18 protein-coding genes and 1 riboswitch are annotated in these 18472 nt (G+C 41.6%); of the genes, 7 read left to right on the forward strand and 11 right to left on the reverse strand.

The window, feature by feature from the left end; genetic code table 11:
• The first annotated feature begins 141 nt into the window (after positions 1–141).
• Positions 142–363, forward strand: coding sequence for a flagellar basal body-associated FliL family protein (locus tag H538_RS26835; RefSeq protein ID WP_026678800.1), 222 nt, complete (start codon positions 142–144; stop codon positions 361–363).
• Positions 306–623, forward strand: a complete 318-nt coding sequence (locus tag H538_RS27165; RefSeq protein ID WP_407636408.1) for a DUF4944 domain-containing protein — start codon at positions 306–308, stop codon at positions 621–623. The genes H538_RS26835 and H538_RS27165 overlap by 58 nt, the downstream gene beginning before the upstream one ends.
• Before the next feature lie 148 nt (positions 624–771).
• On the opposite strand, the gene H538_RS24395 is transcribed toward H538_RS27165, so the two are convergent.
• Positions 772–993, reverse strand: coding sequence for a hypothetical protein (locus H538_RS24395; protein WP_026678801.1), 222 nt, complete (start codon positions 991–993; stop codon positions 772–774).
• A gap of 655 nt (positions 994–1648) precedes the next feature.
• Between H538_RS24395 and H538_RS0118270 the strand changes: the two genes are divergently transcribed.
• Positions 1649–2194, forward strand: coding sequence for a L,D-transpeptidase (locus tag H538_RS0118270; protein WP_051291558.1), 546 nt, complete (start codon positions 1649–1651; stop codon positions 2192–2194).
• 143 nt (positions 2195–2337) lie between these two features.
• Here H538_RS0118270 and H538_RS0118275 read toward each other — a convergent pair whose 3' ends face one another.
• The 3 genes from H538_RS0118275 to H538_RS0118290 all read right to left on the reverse strand — a co-directional run bounded on the left by H538_RS0118275 (position 2338) and on the right by H538_RS0118290 (position 5102).
• Positions 2338–2841, reverse strand: a complete 504-nt coding sequence (locus tag H538_RS0118275) for a YwgA family protein (protein ID WP_026678803.1) — start codon at positions 2839–2841, stop codon at positions 2338–2340.
• Between the two features lie 19 nt (positions 2842–2860).
• A complete protein-coding gene (locus H538_RS0118280; RefSeq protein WP_026678804.1) occupies positions 2861–4147 on the reverse strand; it encodes an HD domain-containing protein in 1287 nt (428 codons plus the stop codon).
• Positions 4148–4793: 646 nt separating this feature from the next.
• Positions 4794–5102 carry a hypothetical protein gene (locus tag H538_RS0118290; protein WP_026678805.1) on the reverse strand — a complete coding sequence of 103 codons (309 nt, stop codon included), beginning with the start codon at positions 5100–5102 and terminating at the stop codon, positions 4794–4796.
• Between the two features lie 165 nt (positions 5103–5267).
• Between H538_RS0118290 and H538_RS0118295 the strand changes: the two genes are divergently transcribed.
• A complete protein-coding gene (locus H538_RS0118295; RefSeq protein ID WP_026678806.1) occupies positions 5268–6071 on the forward strand; it encodes a class I SAM-dependent methyltransferase in 804 nt (267 codons plus the stop codon).
• Positions 6062–6901: an octanoyl-[GcvH]:protein N-octanoyltransferase gene (lipL, locus tag H538_RS0118300; protein WP_026678807.1), complete on the forward strand. Its 840-nt coding sequence runs from the start codon at positions 6062–6064 to the stop codon at positions 6899–6901. The genes H538_RS0118295 and lipL overlap by 10 nt, the downstream gene beginning before the upstream one ends.
• 863 nt (positions 6902–7764) lie before the next feature.
• Here the strand turns inward: lipL and H538_RS0118320 are convergent.
• From H538_RS0118320 to thiC, 5 genes are all read right to left on the reverse strand, one after another.
• Complete coding sequence (locus tag H538_RS0118320) at positions 7765–9285, reverse strand: LysM peptidoglycan-binding domain-containing protein (protein WP_035351540.1); 1521 nt, start codon at positions 9283–9285, stop codon at positions 7765–7767.
• A gap of 56 nt (positions 9286–9341) precedes the next feature.
• Positions 9342–10331: an LCP family protein gene (locus H538_RS24400; protein ID WP_051291559.1), complete on the reverse strand. Its 990-nt coding sequence runs from the start codon at positions 10329–10331 to the stop codon at positions 9342–9344.
• 130 nt (positions 10332–10461) lie between these two features.
• Entirely contained in the window at positions 10462–11820 is a 1359-nt protein-coding gene (locus H538_RS24405; protein WP_081412715.1) for a glycosyltransferase family 2 protein, read from the reverse strand.
• A gap of 336 nt (positions 11821–12156) precedes the next feature.
• Positions 12157–12327 (reverse strand): hypothetical protein, encoded by a 171-nt coding sequence (locus tag H538_RS26290; RefSeq protein WP_154658030.1) that lies wholly within the window; start codon positions 12325–12327, stop codon positions 12157–12159.
• Positions 12328–12378: 51 nt separating this feature from the next.
• A complete protein-coding gene (gene thiC / locus H538_RS0118340; protein ID WP_407636409.1) occupies positions 12379–14118 on the reverse strand; it encodes a phosphomethylpyrimidine synthase ThiC in 1740 nt (579 codons plus the stop codon).
• Positions 14119–14353: 235 nt separating this feature from the next.
• Positions 14354–14468, reverse strand: a riboswitch (TPP riboswitch).
• A 193-nt stretch (positions 14469–14661) separates the two neighbouring features.
• On the opposite strand from thiC, the gene H538_RS0118350 reads away from it, so the two are divergent.
• Positions 14662–15894 (forward strand): aminopeptidase, encoded by a 1233-nt coding sequence (locus H538_RS0118350; RefSeq protein WP_026678810.1) that lies wholly within the window; start codon positions 14662–14664, stop codon positions 15892–15894.
• 94 nt (positions 15895–15988) lie between these two features.
• Here H538_RS0118350 and H538_RS0118355 read toward each other — a convergent pair whose 3' ends face one another.
• A complete protein-coding gene (locus H538_RS0118355; protein ID WP_026678811.1) occupies positions 15989–16279 on the reverse strand; it encodes a hypothetical protein in 291 nt (96 codons plus the stop codon).
• Positions 16280–16502: 223 nt separating this feature from the next.
• On the opposite strand from H538_RS0118355, the gene H538_RS27170 reads away from it, so the two are divergent.
• Positions 16503–16781, forward strand: a complete 279-nt coding sequence (locus H538_RS27170) for a Uma2 family endonuclease (RefSeq protein WP_407636410.1) — start codon at positions 16503–16505, stop codon at positions 16779–16781.
• A gap of 39 nt (positions 16782–16820) precedes the next feature.
• Here the strand turns inward: H538_RS27170 and pta are convergent, their stop codons facing one another.
• Complete coding sequence (pta, locus tag H538_RS0118360; RefSeq protein ID WP_026678812.1) at positions 16821–17792, reverse strand: phosphate acetyltransferase; 972 nt, start codon at positions 17790–17792, stop codon at positions 16821–16823.
• Positions 17793–18472 lie beyond the last annotated feature (680 nt).

Consider the following 18472-nt stretch of genomic DNA (forward strand, 5'->3'; position numbering starts at 1 on the left):
AAGGCTTTCGCTATTACTTTTTTACTATAAAAATAATTCGATTAACATTCGTTTTTTTGCGCTTCAACTATGTATTAAAGATCGGAAATAATATGTTATTTTTAAATTTAAGGATCAATTGGAGAAAAAAGGAGGTGCACCATGAAGAAATCGGAGAAAAGGAAGCTTTTTATCTTTATTACAGTAGTCATTTTAATCGTGGCAATTGGCGGTGCTTTCTGGTTTATACATAACAAAAAAGCCGAAGCTTACTGGAATACCCGAGATGGGAAGGTATCAGCACTGATGGAAAATGGAAAGCTGTCATTGCTAAGGATAAAGAGTCAGATCATGTTAGTTATTTTGGAAAAGCATACTGGTTAGGTGACAAAAAGGCAGTAGATAAAACCGATATAACCTTCCTTCAATTTAGGGTTAATGGTAAGTACCATACAGGGGATAAACAGGAACGAACGAGTAAAAAAGAAATGAGAATATCTTTCCCGGATAATACTGGCTTTGTAGAAATGGAGCCTTATAAGACTATTAACAATAAAAAATTAGTGGTTTATTTGCATTGGAAACAAGACAATCAAATTCATAAAACTCAAATTCATTTAAAGAAAATAACGGGGAAAGAGTAGACTTTGCTCTTTTCTCTTCCTCCAATAATCCTCTTTGGCGATTTGACATTCCTAATATAGTTAGTTCTAATTCTTCAATTACCAGCCCGCCTGCCATGCAATGATAACAATTGTGGTCCAATAGAAAGTGATTAGTATTAAAGCTATGCTAATGCTCATGCAAGTTAAATCGAAACGACTTAATTTTATTTTTCTCCTGGTTAGAGCTATAAGCGAGCCCTGAAAAGATATAAGATAAGATGGCCCCAACCCAGTACCACAACATTGTTACTTCGTGATCCCAATAAGCCATTGACTGAAACGATAGGCTGAAAATAAAACCGACAACTGATGCCAACAAAGAAAAGACGGTGATCGTTGAATTTTTCATGATTTAAAACACCTTTCTAGTGCCTCTTCTAGAAAAATAGTTTGGATTTCAGTAATAGAACATTCGTTATTTTAAGAACACTCGTTAGATCTGTGAAATGAGGAAAAACGATCACGAATCGTTACATGATTTAAAATGATTTCGTTCTCAGACCATAAGTGCTCTTATTTAGACAATAAATCATCCGGTTTAGACAATAACATCTTACGTTTGGACAATAAGTGAAAAAAATACTCATTATATTGTCCGACTGAGGCCATTTATTGTCCGATAGTATCTATTTATTATCGGAAATCCACTGTTTATTGTCCAAATGCCATGAAAATAGCACCACACTGAAGAAATTTGATCCTGTTTTTTGCTTCTAATTTTTTTTACAGGCGAAAATGGATTCTTGAAAATAAGAACTTTCTTAGCTGAAGGGGCACTAGCAAATTGGAATAACCGTTGTAACTAGTTATACTTCATTCCCCGTGTTCCGGATAGTACTATCTTTTTCTAGTACCCGAACTGGTGTTTCACAGTTAATACCTCCAAAACATCAAAATAGAATAATAAGGTATTATTTACAAACTTATACATATAGTGTTAAAATTATCTATAAACTGATAGTTTTTGTACTTAATAGTAGAATTGTTGATTGGTGGGTGATCGTTTGAATTTAAAAAAGGCACTTACTGTTACCTTTTTGGCTACTGCCGTTTTATGTGGAGGGGCGACATCTAATGCCAGTGCAAAGTCAAATAAAGACTTGATCATCATTAACAAAACTTATAATAAACTTGCTTTCTTCCATAATGGCAAAATGAGATTAGTAGCCTCTGTTGCGACCGGAAGAAAACCTTCTTATACTCCCGAAGGAAAGTTCAAAATCGTCAACAAAATCAAAAACAGGCCGTATTATAAGGGGCATATAAAAGGGGGCGACCCAAGAAACCCATTAGGCGACCGGTGGCTGGGCTTAAATGCCCGTGGTACGTGGGGAACGACATACGCGATTCATGGAAACAATAATTCCAAATCCATTGGAAAATACGTGAGCGGGGGCTGTATCCGGATGTACAATAAAGAAGTTAGATGGCTGTTCAGCCAAGTATCCGTTGGCACACCGGTTTACATAACAAGCTCTTATCAATCATTTAAGGCACTGGCTAAAAAATACCATTACAAATTTAAAGGTTATGCCCTTCATCAATCATAAAAAATAAGAACCCCGAAATCGTCTTAAATAGCGAAGTTCGGGGTTTAACCGTGGCAAAAAAAGTATTTTGCTTTTCAATATTTCTATATCTTTATCCACGTTACGGTTGAAATAGCCCGGCGAACGTATCGCCGGGCTTTCCTTTACTGCTTTATTTCCTTCAGTTTTTCAATGTAGGCATAGCCTTGCTGAATTTCTTCATCGGTATATTTTTGCTTCGGTTTCAACGTGTGAATCTTTGTTTTCACTTCATCAACGGATAAGTGGAAGAAGAAAAGAATCGTTGATACGAGCTCCAAAAACCGGGACGACTGCTCATTCATGGAGCGGACGCATTCCTTTAGCTTCGGGATGTCCTTTCCGTACTGTTCTAAAAAGTTTTCGCCTTCTGCATTCAAGGAATAGCGATATTGCGAATAGCCGCTCACTTTTTCTTTCGTTTCTTCAATCAATCCAAGATTGCACAATTCTTCAATGCGAAGCGTCAGTTCTTCCGAATAAGGGCCGTAAAAATGAAACTGGTACTTCTCCTGGAACGGAAAGTCCAATTTCTTCGCGATATAGACCATTTTTTGCAGCTTTTTCCGCCCGACGATTTCACCAGCTTCTTTAATCACCTTAACAACTTTGAGGTGATCTTCAAACATAGCCGCTCCCCCTTACCAATTATTTTCTATGTAACATTTCTTTAATTTTATTTTTCAATGGCACATTCTCTATTTTTTCAATCAAGTCTAAAGGATAATAGAGCTTATGATCCGTTCTCCGTTTCCCAGAAATCGCCTCCACCACATCTGACTCTCTGGAAAGCTCGGCAATGTCCCCATTCGGTTTCACTAATTGGATCGGCAATCGCTCTTCCTGCTCCCCGGGACGGTAAAAATCGTAGGGCAAGTCAGAAGAGGAGTCCTGGACAAGATAATACTCCGGATCGATGCCCGCTTCCTTGAAAAGTTCCTTTAATTGATAGGCGTCGGCCATCGGCACCATTTCTGTATATTTAAATAGTTTGCGATTTAAGAAACGGGTACATAAATCTTGTAAAATTTCATCCTTTTCATCAAGCCAAATTTGAAAGTAATATTGCATTACGCCTTCATCAAGTCGAATATAGTCGTCTAGTGGCATTTTACCACGAAAAATCGATTCAAAATGTGATAAATCTTTTTCAAATTGATAGCCGTTCATGTACAATTCCTTCGCTCTGTGCAGAATTTTCCTTAAAATCACTTCTGCGCCCCGCGTCACCGGGTGGAAATATACTTGCCAATACATCTGGTAGCGGCTCATAATATAGTCCTCCACCGCATGCATTCCGCTTGATTTGAAAACGACCCCGTCATCTGTCGGGCGCATGACGCGCAAAATCCGCTCGATGTCGAAATTCCCATAGCTTACCCCTGTAAAATAGGCATCACGCAATAAATAATCCATCCGATCCGCATCGATCTGGCTGGAAATTAAACTGACGACAAGCTTGTTCGGATACGTTTTTGCAATGACATCGGCCACTTTTTCGGGAAAGTCTTCTCCCTCCAGGCGAAGCACTTGATTGACCTCCGTTTCCCCGAGCAAAATATCGCGTGTAAAGTCTTCGTGATCAACCTGGAATACTTTTTCAAAAGAATGGGAGAACGGCCCGTGTCCTACATCATGAAGCAGCGCGGCACATAAAACGAGCATTCTTTCATCAGGATTCCAATCGGATCTTTCCTGAAAGATGTTCATGATCCGTCTCGTAATTTCATAGACACCGAGAGAATGGCTGAACCGGCTGTGCTCCGCTCCGTGAAAGGTCAAATACGTCGTCCCAAGCTGGCGAATCCGTCTGAGGCGCTGAAACTCCCTTGTCCCAATCAACCGCCAAATAAGCTCGTCACGTACATGAATGTAGCGATGGACAGGATCTTTAAATACTTTTTCTTCATGTAGCTTTCCAAGTGTCCTGGTCATAAGTGGGGATCTCCTTCAACTCGTTTAAAAAAAGAAAAGCCTTCTACATGTTTCTACATAGAAGGGCAATCATGTTGTTTTTTCTACTCTGCTCTTTTATTTTATTCCTTTTCGATTCACTTCTCAAATAGAATTTTTTTTCGGACCGGAGTTAACATCGGATTAAAAATAATGGGTACCGATTATCCTCCAATTTATTAGGGTTTTTAATTCTTAGAGGGGCTAATTTATTGGCATGGCTTCCGAAACTGGATTCTTATTTTCAAGAATAAATTTTCGCCTATAAAAACGAAATCATTTTAAAAGCTCTTTAAACTTGAAAACAATTATTATCAATAAAATAATGCTTACTATCCAAAAATATGAAGGAAGATGATCTTTTATATTCCAAAAACAGAAGAAAATTAACAAAAGAGTGTAAACAATGATATCCAACATTACTTTTTTCTTAGACATTATGTCTCCCCCATTCATAGTTGAATTCCTAAATATACGGAAGAAGACTACCTTCACCTTCCAGACGACCCAAAAATATTTTAGCACCGCAGGGGGGTTTTTTTAATACAGAATCCTGGTCATAGCCTGGAGTTTTCTTTTCCGCACAAAAGCCGGACGCATTAAATAGCGACCGGCTCTACTGATAATCTTAAGATTCACTCGGCTCAGTTTTATGGCTCTGTGCGGCATCGATCATTAAGATGATCCCCGTTATAAGGTGAAGAATCATCCCTACGAATGGAATCCATGCCAGACAATTGGTAACAATACCCAATATACTTCCATGCTTTGCAGCTCTTTCATTTGATGAAAACACGAGTGTGATAATGTGAAGGACGAGCATAATCCCCAGTGGAACCCAGGCAAGACTAACAACAATTAATCCTCCTAACACGGGGATTCCCAATAAGATTTCTAATGCCCCTGTCACCCATTTTAAAATTCTTGAAGTGCTCAAATCACTAACCCCCTCTTATAAAAGTAAGACATACATCACAGTATATGGAGGATAGTGTTTTTGAATGTTCTTTTTTTGTCGCCGATTTTTTTCATTGGATGGTGAAATTAGATCGAAAAAGCTATACTGTAAGTAGATACGTTTACATGCAGGAGGATTTTTGCTTTGGAAGAAAAAAGTCAAGAAAAAAACGGCCAGGCCTGGAATGCAAAATCATATGATGCCTGGGTTAATCGTTTCGGGATGCCGCATGAGGCAGCTGAAAAAATTAAAAAAGATCCATTAAAAAGGCTTGAGCCGCTAGATCAATATATTGGCAATGTAAATGGGAAAAAGGTGTGCAATCTTCTCGGCTCCCATGGCAGCAAAGCCGTTGCGCTCGCACTTCTTGGAGCCGATGTGACGGTGATTGACATTTCCGAATCGAATAGCCGGTATGCAGGGGAGCTTGCGGATAGCGCCAATGTCTCCATTCGCTATGTCGTTCAGGATGTGCTGAACTTGCCCGAAGATGAGCTAACGGGTGACTATGATCTTGTTTTTACGGAACTCGGGATACTGCACTACTTTACAGATCTCACCCCATTTTTCCAGGTCGTTTCGCGGTTGTTGAAGGCAGGGGGGAAGCTTGTTCTGCAAGATTTCCATCCCGTATCGACTAAATTGATTACGTCACAGGGGAGGAGCCAGGCCGTCCGGAAGCATAAAGTGACGGGAAACTATTTTGATACGGCACTTGAAGTAACGGAAGTCGCCTATTCGAAGTTTTTGCCAGAATTGCGCTATGCGACGGCGGAAGAACGAAAACCATTTCAAGTGAGCTTGCGCAAATGGACGTTAGGGGAAATTGTAACTGCGATCGGCAAAGAACGATTATGGATCCAGACGCTTGTTGAAGAGTCTCACCGTGAAGAATTCGACCGTGGCATTCCAAAAACTTTTATTATCGTAGCGGAGAAATTAGTATGAGCGAATCATTGTTAAACCAACCGACTTGGCGGATCATTGATCAATCCAGCCTTGGACCGACCTTCAGCGCATTGCAATCCTTCGCAATGGACGATACTTTATGCACATCTGTCGGGAGCGGTGAAGCGCCGCCGACCGTACGGACGTGGGTCCACCATCAAACGATCGTCCTCGGCATCCAGGATAGCCGGCTTCCCCATTTGCAAAAGGGCGTTGAATTTTTGCGCTCGATTGGATATAACGTCATCGTCCGCAATTCCGGGGGGCTTGCAGTCGTTCTTGATGAAGGCGTTTTGAACATTTCCATCGTCCTTCCCGAAAAGGAGAAGACGATTGATATTAACAGAGGCTATGATACGATGGTGGAACTTATAGAGCGGATGCTCGCCCCTTACAACGTTTCGTTTGAAGCACGCGAAATTGTTGGTTCGTATTGCCCGGGAAGCTATGATTTAAGCATTAACGGAAAAAAATTTGCCGGCATTTCCCAGCGGCGCATCCGCGGCGGCGTCGCCGTACAAATCTATCTTTGCGCGGACGGCAGTGGTGCAGGAAGGGCAGAAATGATCCGGGAATTTTACAATCGAGGGTTGCAAGGCGAAGAGACGAAGTTCGTGTATCCAAAAATCGATCCTTGCGTAATGGCTTCACTGACCGAATTAATGGGTCAGCACGTGTCAGTTCAAGATTTAATGCTTCAATTATTCAATGTATTGAACAGTGTGACAGACCGGCTCACCTCTACCCAGCTTACGGTGGGAGAAATTCCGTTATATGAAGCCAACTATAAGCGCGTCTTTGAGCGCAATGAAAAAGCACTGGAGAGCTAATGCTCTTTCGTGCTTTTTTTGATTATATTTCAATGCCGAAGTACTTTTTGCATAGTTTTTATCTTTTTATTTCCCCGGAGATCGTTAGCATATTATCGGAAAGTGTCACTCTTCCTGTTGATGAGAATCCCGGTGAGTGAAATGGGATTCAGGAGAAGTCTGGTTATAATGGCACATCATGCATATGCCGCTGTTGCAAATACGTTAAATCACCAATATCTTTAGCTGTTTCCTTCTGCATGAAACCGTTCCAAATAAGCGTCAATCTTCAACCAGACCGCCTCCTACCTTAAGTCGCATTCCTAGTACCCTTCTAGAAAAATAGTTTGAATTTCAGTAATCGAAAGAACACCTCGTTAGATCTGTGAAATGAGGAAAAATGACTCACGAATTGTTTCATGATTTAAAATGATTTCGTTCTCGGACAATAAATGTTCTTATTTGGACAATAAGTCATCCGGTTAAGACAATAACATCTTACTTTTGGACAAATAAGTGTACAAAATACTAAATTTATTGTCCGACTGAGGCTACTTCTTGTCCGATGGAAACGATTTATTGTCGGAAATCAACCGTTTATTGTCCAAATGCCATGAAATAGCACCACACTAGAGAAGTTTGATCCTGTTTTTTGCTTCTATTTTTTTATTTTTTTACAGGCGAAAATGGATTCTTGAAAATAAGAACTTTCTTAGCTGGAAGGGCACTAGTAGATGCCGACTCTATTTTTCACAACTTCTAATGTTTCTTTCTTCGCCGTTCTCTTCCCTTTTTCTCTCGGTGCTTTTTCTCTCGGTGATAGCACATAAAGCAAGGCACTGCGGGTATCCTGCAGTGCCTTTTGTTTTCCGTAAAACACGATCTTATCGAAAGGAACGAAGCGCCTTCCAAATATCAGGACTTTCAAACCCAATTCGCCAGACGGCGATGCCACGCAGATGGTATTCATTCACGAGGTCACGGCGAAGCGCCATTGATTGTCGATCTTCCGTCCATAGTTGATGTGTTTCTCCTTTAGCCGTATATTTCACATAGTATTGGGACGTTTTTTCATCCCAGATCTTTCGAAGTTTCTTTTCTTTGATCCATTTTTCAGCTTCCGGCATCGCCCGATCATAGCTTTCCACCTTATGGGTGGCCCGATCCGTCACCCATTCTCTCGTATAAAACGGAACGCCAAGGATAATTTTCTGGGACGGAACCTCTTTCATTAACTGCTCGATTCCATCGCGGACCCAGGGAAGCGATGCGACAGACCCTGCTTTGCTTCCTCCTCCCCAATGTTCATCATATCCCATCATAATAACAAAATCCGCGTTTTTGCCAAGTTCATGCCGGTCAAAGCTGCCCGACCAATTAGGATCTTTGCTTTGCCTGCTTACATCTACTGAAACCACGATGCCAAAAGGGTCAAGTTCCTTTTTTAGTTCCTTTATGAACAGGACGTAATCGTGCTTGTTTTTAATGTTCATGTTTTCAAAATCAACGTTAATTCCGTCGCTATTTGTTTTCACCAAGGAATCCCGCAGTGCTTTTACGAGCTTTTGGCGTTTTTTTGGATCCGCAAGTATGCGGCCAGTCAACACAGGATCAAACTTGTTGCCGATCAACGGCCAGACTTGTTGACCCTCGGCATGGCTTTCCAGGACAAAACGCGGATCGCCCGAGTCTGTAACAAAATTTCCTGTAGAGCTTAACGTGAACCAGCGGGGGGATACGACGTTTACGTTTGTCTTTTTGTTTTGTTGAATGTAAGACTTCGTCGTCCCCCTATCGTTCCAGCCCATCATGACCCGCTTTATGTTCCTGGATTGGAGGAGAGATTTTTTAATCCATCCTTTTTTGCCTCCAAGCCATTGAATTTGGACGTAATAATCAGGGATTTTCAACCTTTGTCCTGTATGGAGCTTTGAGGAGTGCAAATGGTTGAATTTCATTAACTCATTGGCAGATACCTTTAATCTTGAAGCAATTTCCCCAATGGTATCCCCTCTCTTTACTTTATAATTTAACGTTTTCCCTGGAATCTTTAATGTTTGTCCGACGTTTAAGTTTTTTGTTGTTAATTGGTTCTCCTTTTGCAGCTCGCTTACGGAAATGCCGTACCGGTTAGAGATGATCCATAGCGTCTCACCTTTTTTCACCTTATGGATAATGGGATCCATAGCATCTCCGGCTGAGGATGACATGATTGGAAATTCTTCTCCCCTTTTTAAAACGGTTAAAATGGGGGAATTTGCCGCCGGCAACGAATACACATTTGCTTTGTCCGCCTTTACTAAGCCAACAGAAAGTGGCGGATTGGCAGGTGATTTGGCAAAGTCCGGTACTAAGGTCAATCCAAGCAAGCACACAAAAGGGAAAATGACCACGAATTTCTTCATTTTTCTCTCCCGACGTAATGGATCCTTATCCAACGCAACTTATTTCAAATATCGCCCTATAGTCCAAGATTTTTTTGGAGCTGCCTGCTAATCTTCTCTACTTCTTCCTCTTTTGGCTCAAAATAATAAACGTTTCCGATATTCTTGTTCGTGTCTGGACTATGGGTAAAAACATAACGGTCTATTTTTTTCCCTTGGATGGACTCGTAGTAGCTTCTCAGCTTTAAAAGCTCCTTCATCGAAATGTTTGTAGTGACATTGTCGCCTACTGTTTCAAGCAGATTATCAGCCTTTGTGACGCTCTTAATCGACAATGCCTTGTCTGCAACGGCTTGAAGAACTTCTTGCTGTCGCTTCTGGCGCCCAAAATCCCCCTGCGGATCTTTTTTTCGCATTTGCGCAAAAGTTAACGCTTCACGGCCATCTAAATGCATTTCGCCTTTATGGTAAGAGACCACGCCTCCGCCGATCGCATTCATCGCATGTTGCTTAAAAGAAAAAGGCACATTGACGGTGACCCCGCCAAGGTCGTCAACCACTTCTTTAAAAGCTTTAAAGTTAACAGTGACATAGTAATCCACAGGAACATGGAGAAAATGTTCAACGGACTCTATGCTTGCATTTACAGCTTCGCCTTTACCTTTTTCACTGCCGAACGCATAAGCGTGAGTCATCTTATCTTCTCGTTTCTCGATAGGGATATAGGTCCTTGTATCCCTCGGGATGCTCAGGATGGAAGTTTGTTTAGTTTTTGGATTGAGCGTCACCAACATCATTGAATCAGAATGAGGCGGCTCACTCCCACCGTACTTTTCCACACCGAGCAACAAAATCGTTACTGGATCCTTTCCAATCGTAACTTTCTTCTTTCGCAAATCCGATTTTTCCCGCGGCAGCACATTGCTCGCATCAGCTGTTGTTTTCAGCTTATAAGCCAAATACCCTCCATAACCGCACACGGAGAAGAGTAGTAATAAACAAGCTGCAAGTATGCTGCGCAAAAGCCGCTTGAAAGGGCTTTTTGGCGATCTTTGGTGTGTAGCCATTCACGTTCCTCCATTCATTCGTCAAAATTCGTAGCTAAATAGAAAACCCGAGCTTCCCTGGCGAGGAAAATCGGGTTATTCATATCTCGATTAAGGGTAGCATATGAGTCTCCCACTTGATCTATAAATCTTATGCTGCAGACTGGGAATCCGTTTGATAATTCCGTCCTGTGCGGGAAACCTTATTCCAACTCTTGTTATCAAAGAAATAAGCGATGCTTCCATATAGCACACAAAAAATAATGACAAATCGGTAAACAAAAATATCAAAGAGGATGGTTACTAGCAACCGGTAGAAATCATTATCCTGGTACGCAAATCCATAGTATTCACCCATTCCAATTGCCACCATGTCATAGGCAAACCCCAATACGAAAATAAAAAGCAAGTAAAGGAGGAAATAGTGGACAAAGGAAGAATAGTTAATGATGCCATCTACTACAAATACTCCAGTCATAGGATATACGGCGAGAGTACCCGCAAGGAATGACTCAAATATATAGAAAAAAGAAACCGACCTGGCAAATAAGTTTTTCCAAAAAAACGAACGATAATGAATGAGGCAATCAATAAACGCTTTTTGCCAGCGTATGCGTTGCTTGAATAAATCTTTCCATGTTTCAGGCAATTCTGTATAACTGACAGCTTCCGGTATGAATACAATCTTTTGGTTTTTATGTTTGGACAAATATCTATGAATCTGCAACGTTATGTCGATGTCTTCCCCTAATGTTATTCGATAGCCACCCACGTCTAAAAGCGTCTGTTTCCTAAAAATGCCGAACGCCCCCGAGATAATAGCAAGAGAACGAAAGCGTGCCAGCGAAACTTTAAGAATATAGAAAGCTCTCAAGAAATCTAGCGATTGGGCTCGGATTAACATGTTTGCTTTAAGTAAAGATAAGCCAGTTAAAGGGGAAGAAGCTTTCGTTTGCAACACATGCACCATGCCACCCGCTGCAACGACCTCTTGATCCTCAAATGTTCCATTAACGGCTGATAAAGCCCCGTCGGCCAAAATCGTATCTGCATCGAGCGTTACAACCAGATCATGGCTGGCGAATTCAATGCCGGCATTTAACGAATCAGCCTTTCCACCGTTTACTTTATCTAAAACATAGATATGAGGATAAAGCTCAGATTGATAGACCGTTTTTACCTTTTTATGAGTCAGCTTTCCGAGCGGAGCTTTTGAGCTCGGGGTTAACTTTAACAGTTTGTTAAAAAGGGACAGCGTATGATCCGTTGAACCATCGTTAATATAAATAATCTCCGACTCCGAATAAGATAATGATTTCATGTTTTCAATCGATGTTTGGATCATTCCTTGCTCATTGTAACAGGGAATTAAAATGCTGATCCCCTTCTCTTGTTCAACATTGTGCTTCACCTTTTTGTCACGCTTGCGGAACCAGGGCAAACAATGGATGGAATGAATCACTGGAAAAGCGATCGATAAACAAAACAAAACGAGCATAAAATCTTCCAAAACAAAACTCCTTTCTCGCTATAACACCTTCTATTTGTAACAATTTCCCCATCTGGCATATGTAAAGGCGGATTGCTTCAAAAATAAAAAAAGCCTTTCTTTTAGGCTAAAACTAAAAGAAAGGACATCAATCATTGTCCAAAACCGAGTATATCAATCGTTTTTTACACATACATTACGTTCGGTTAACATATTATTTTTTAAGTGTTACGCCGTTATTTCAAATTAAAAATTTTATTATAAAAATGGAATGACCGGAAATTTTATGCATACTGCTGCTTTGCCTATAAAATGAATAGAAGGCGCTGCGATTAGTTTTGCAGCGCCTTTACGATTTTAATAGTGCGTTCCTTCGATATAGCAGCATTTTGTGCAAGTCCGCATAAACGGCTCTTCGATAAACTGATGCTCGCAGCTTTCCTGCAGCTGTTTCAACTCATTTTTCATCTGTTCGAGCTTTACATGAAGGTCCTTGATTTCCTTCACGATTTCTTCAGCACGATTCATCGAGCATCCCAGCCCTTCCTTCTATTCTTTCGCCAGAGTGTGGCTCCTCGTTTATGAATAAATTTGCCCGCCTTTTTCTTTAAATTCCTTTGCCTTCTCCTTTAAGCCTTCTTCGATCGCACCTTGCCCATCAAGCCCTTTTTCCTTCGCATATTCGCGAATGTCCTGCGAAATTCTCATGCTGCAAAATTTCGGGCCGCACATTGAGCAAAAATGCGCCGTCTTCGCCCCTTCGGCCGGCAATGTTTCATCATGGTATTCAAGCGCCCGCTCCGGATCAAGAGATAGGTTAAACTGGTCGCGCCAGCGGAATTCAAAGCGCGCTTTCGACAGGGCATCATCCCGTTTTTGCGCCCCCGGATGGCCTTTTGCAAGATCTGCCGCATGGGCTGCAATTTTATAGGCAATAACCCCTTCTCTTACGTCGTTTTTATTTGGCAAACCGAGATGTTCTTTCGGCGTGACATAACAGAGCATCGCCGTTCCAAACCAGCCGATCATCGCCGCACCGATTGCCGAGGTGATATGGTCATATCCCGGGGCAATGTCCGTTGTAAGCGGACCAAGGGTATAAAACGGGGCCTCCTGGCAAATTTCCATTTGTTTATCAACGTTTTCTTTGATGAGATGCATCGGGACATGGCCCGGGCCTTCAATCATCACTTGAACATCATGACCCCAGGCGATTTTCGTCAACTCGCCAAGCGTCTCTAGTTCAGCGAATTGCGCTTCATCATTCGCATCGGCAATCGATCCCGGACGCAATCCATCCCCTAACGAGAAAGAAACGTCATACGTTTTCATAATTTCGCAAATTTCTTCAAAATGGGTGTAAAGGAAATTCTCCTTATGATGCGCCAGGCACCATTGCGCCATAATTGAGCCACCACGTGAGACGATACCTGTTACGCGCTTTGCCGTCAGCGGAATATAGCGCAAGAGAACACCTGCGTGAATGGTGAAATAATCGACACCCTGTTCAGCCTGCTCAATTAGCGTATCGCGGTATATTTCCCAGGTAAGTTCTTCGGCAATGCCATTCACTTTTTCAAGCGCCTGGTAAATTGGCACGGTTCCAACCGGGACAGGCGAGTTGCGGATGATCCATTCCCTCGTTGTATGAATGTTTTTCCCTGTTGATAAATCCATCATCGTATCGGCGCCCCAGCGAGTCGCCCATGTCATTTTTTCCACTTCTTCTTCAATAGAAGAGGTGACGGCTGAATTTCCAATGTTTGCGTTAATTTTCACATGGAAGTTTCGCCCAATAATCATCGGCTCGCTTTCAGGGTGGTTAATGTTCGCCGGAATGATGGCACGCCCTTTTGCGACTTCATCACGGACGAATTCCGGAGAGACATTTTCCCGAATCGCAATAAACTCCATTTCCGGGGTGATGATTCCCTTCCGCGCATAATGCATTTGCGTTACATTTTGCCCTTTTTTCGCCCTGAGCGGTTTTCGGACAAGACCAGGATAAGCTTCTGCTTGCGCTTTGCTTCCAGCTTTATAACCGTTATCTTCCGGTTTCACTTCACGGCCTTCATACTCTTCTACATCGTTTCGTTCCAGCACCCAGTTTCGCCGGATGGCCGGAAGTCCTTTTGTAATATCAACCGTATAGGTTTCATCGGTGTATGGCCCGCTTGTGTCATACACTCTAACCGGAGGATTTTCACTCTCACCAAACGTTCCGGTTGTAGGACTTAAAGAAATTTCCCGCATCGGCACTTGAATATCCGGCCTCGAGCCTTGAACGTATACTTTCTTGCTTCCGGAAAAATTAGACATGATGGAAATGTTTTTCTCGCTAATGGATGGTTGACTCAACTTGCATCTCTCCTTTTTCTTTTTTGAATGAAAAGGACGAGATCCGGAAAAAACCCGCATGTTCAGAAAAATAAGCCGATCAAAACAGCCTTAAGGCGAAGGCAACTTCACTTGTTTGTAAACAATAAAAAAGCCGGATCCCATTGATTTAGGACCCGGCCTGAAAATGGAAGAAAGCCTGCACTTTCCCCATTGATCGTTGCCATTCTAACTTCCCCACGCTGGTATGAACCAGATCAGGTCCAGAGGGTTTAAAGGCTTAATCGCGCCTTATTCTCAGCCCGGACTACCGGACACCCCTAGTTGAAACTTTTTTGTTGTTATTAAAAGCACAACCACATCATAACCGATTGCCCATCGTTTGACAATAGTTCTTTTTGACTAGAGGAAGGCTTTTTAGAAGGATATTTCATTTGCAACTTAGAATTTATAATCATAGTCATTTTAATACTTTACCTATTTTTGTTAAAATGATAGCGAATTCTTTTAAAAAGGAGAATGTGGATGTCGACATTTCAGGAGAATTTAGAAAAGTACGCTGAACTTGCCGTAAAAGTGGGGGTCAATATTCAACCCGGACAGGAGGTTGTCATTTCTTCCAACTTGCATTCGGCAGATTTAACGAGGCTTATTGCTAGAAAAGCGTATGAAGCCGGGGCAAAAAACGTTCATGTTGATTGGATGGATGACGAGCTGTCTCGCTTAAAATATGAAAAAGCCGCTGATGAAGTATTTAAAGAGTACCCTGAGTGGAAAGCACAGGAAAAGATTCAACTCGCCGAAAGAGGGGCCGCCTTCATTTCCATTACGTCCAATAACCCGGATCTTTTAAAAGGGATTGATCCTGAGCGGATTTCCAATTCGCAAAAGGCAGCCGGACAAGCGTTAAATACGTTCAGGCAATACATACAGTCAGATAAAGTGAGCTGGACGGTGATTGCAGCGGCGTCCGAAGCGTGGGCTGACAAAGTATTCCCTGATGAACCTCGCGAAGAACGTGTGGATAAATTATGGGATGCGATCTTTAAAGCAACAAGGATTGACTCAGACCATCCGGTTCAGGCGTGGAAAGAGCATGACCAAAACTTGCATACAAAAGTCGATTATTTGAATGAAAAGAAATATAAGGCGCTTCATTATAAAGCTCCAGGCACGGATTTGACGATAGAACTGCCGAAAAACCATATATGGGTGGGGGCAGGAAGCGTGAATGAACAAGGGATTGAATTTATGGCGAATATGCCGACCGAAGAAGTGTTCACCGCTCCGCAAAAAGACGGAGTCAATGGCTATGTGACAAGTACAAAGCCGCTCAGCTACGCCGGGAACTTAATTGATAAATTTAAGATGACATTTGAAAATGGACGAATTGTCGATGTGACAGCCGAACAGGGTGAGGACATATTAAAACGCCTTGTCGAAACAGACGAAGGCTCCCATTACTTAGGGGAAATTGCTTTAGTTCCGCACCAATCCCCGATCTCACAGTCTAACATTTTGTTCTACAATACGTTATTTGACGAAAATGCCTCTAACCATCTGGCGATTGGCAGCGCATACTCCTTTTGCATTGAAGGCGGCAAGAAAATGTCGGAAGAAGAGCTTCAAAAAAATGGCTTAAACGTCAGCATCACGCACGTCGACTTCATGATCGGCTCAGCCGAAATGGACATTGACGGCATTTTGGAAGACGGCACAAGAGAGCCTGTATTCCGCAATGGGAATTGGGCGTTTTAATTCTTTCAATTTACGACAGACTGCCGGGAAAATCCCGGCAGTCTTCATTTTTTGCGGCAATATAGCGTAGCTGAATAACCCACAACTCCCACCTTTATGGCATTGATTTTACTGCAAAATCAATAATTAAAGATATAATTACCAAAAGTATTGTGATTGAGGTGGATATAAGCTGAACCCTTTTTAAAACGATGTAAATTCCTTTTTTATTCTTTAAAGAAGTATAAAGCACGCAAATTAAAATACCGAAAATAATGGAGATACCCCAAATTAGTAGTCCAAAAGTTGAGTATAGCCCTTCCCAATTAATTATCCAAAAATAAAGAATAGTAAATTGAACGACTACTAACAATATGGTTGATGTAAATAAAAGACTTTTTTTCATGGAAAATTCTCCTGACTTTTTTTAAAAGTTTATTTAAATCTCCGGAGCATCAACGAGTGGCACGGGAACTAACGCTTGAATTCGGAATGTATTTGCGGGGTAAAGATTGTGACTTTTTACTTCGCCTATCGACATTTGTTTATTTGTTGACAAAGAAACCCCTTATTGCGACATAAAAAATTGGGTACAACCCGATTTAATTGTCGTTTGTAATGAAACCCAAATTGAAAGCAAGCGCATAATTGGGGCACCTGATCTCGTCATTGAAATCCTTTCTCCGGCTACAGCGAGGAATAACCGTGTTTTAAAGTACAATAAGTATGAGCAGGCAGGAGTTAAGGAATATTGGATTGTCGATCCTTACAATCAGACGATTGAAGTCAATTTGCTTGAAAAGCGAACTGGCCACTATTTCAGAGAAGACAAAATTCGGGCTAACCTCTTTAGCGACCTTGAAATCGATTTGAAGAATGTGTTTTCCCTTGAGGACGAAGAAGAATAGAAAATCCGCTAAGAAAGGAAGGTTCTTAGCGGATTTTTTTTATAATGCCTGCATCGCCGTAATTAAAGCAAGCTTGTACACATCTTCTGCATTGCAGCCGCGGGAAAGGTCGTTAACCGGCTTGTTGAGCCCTTGAAGGATCGGTCCGATTGCTTCAAACCCGCCAAGTCGTTGTACCATTTTGTAGCCGATGTTCCCTGCCTCAAGACCCGGGAAAATAAAGACATTTGCCCGTCCTTCAAGTGCTGATCCGGGCGCTTTTTTCTTAGCTACTTCCGGCACAAATGCAGCGTCAAATTGCAATTCGCCATCAAACGGAAAATCTGGCTGTTTTTCTTTTAACAGTTTCGTCGCTTCAACCACTTTCTCCGTTTCTTCCGATTGAGCTGATCCTTTTGTCGAAAAGCTCAACAGCGCTACTTTCGGGTCAATTCCGAACACGCGGGCCGTATGCGCGCTCGTAATGGCCGACTCTGCAAGGTCGGAGCTGGATGGGGCAATGTTAATCGCACAATCGGCGAAAACGTATTTTTCCTCCCCGCGAACCATAATAAACGCGCCTGACGTTTTTTGAATGCCTTCTTTCGTCTTGATGATTTGCAGAGCGGGACGAACGGTATCAGCTGTCGAATGAGCCGCTCCGCTAACGAGACCGTGCGCTTTTTCTGTATAGACGAGCATCGTTCCGAAATAGTTTTCATCAAGCAAAAGCTCCCGTGCCTGCTCTTCCGTCGCCTTTCCTTTCCGCCGCTCGACAAAAGCAGCGACAAGCTCATCAAACCCGTCGTACTCTTTCGGATCAATGATTTGTGTTTCTCCTAATGAAAGCCCGAGCGCTTTTGCCTTTCCTTGAACTTCATTGACGTTGCCTAACAAAATCGGCTGAAGCACCTTTTCTTCTGCAAGGCGGCTTGCCGCTTCTAAAATCCTCTCATCTGTACCTTCAGGAAAAACGATGGAAGGATACGCCTTCTCTACCTTTTCTTTTAACTCTAAAAATAAATCACCCAAAAAGAAAACCTCCTATAATGCTTTTATACCATGCTTAGTTTACTACGTTTCCTTACCAGTATAAACGTAAAAATACGAAAATTACTCGTTATTTTGTGGTGTAAACTAAAACTATACTTTGCTTAGATACAGATTCAAACAATGACATAAATGTTAAAAATCAATTTAAAGGATTTTTAGATTTAACCGCTGTAACAACTTTATTAGCCACAAGTATAGCTTTTCCAGAATTAGTATTCGCAGATGCGAACACTGAAACAGATACTAGTGCCCCTTCTAGAAAAATAGTTTGAATTTCAGTAATCGAACATTTTTATTTTAAGAACACCTCGTTAGATCTTTGAAATGAGGAAAAACGATCACGAATCGTTACATGATGTAAAATGATTTTGTTCTCGGACAAAAAGTGCTCTTATTTGGACAATAAATCATCCAGTTTAGACAATAAAATCTTACTTTTGGACAATAAGCGAAAGAAACTACTCATTTTATTGTCCGACACAGACCATTTATTGTCCGATGGAATCGATTTATTGTCGGAAATACACTGTTTATTGTCCAAATGCCATGAAAATAGCACCTCAATATGAGGTAACTGGTAATACCATCAATAAAATAGGAAAGTTGAAAGAAAAAAATATTTTTGATCTGCAAGTAGAAAACGGAATTTATATAATCGA

It is taken from the genome of Fictibacillus gelatini DSM 15865 (assembly GCF_000430745.1).
Taxonomy (GTDB): Bacteria; Bacillota; Bacilli; order Bacillales; family Fictibacillaceae; genus Fictibacillus_A; species Fictibacillus_A gelatini.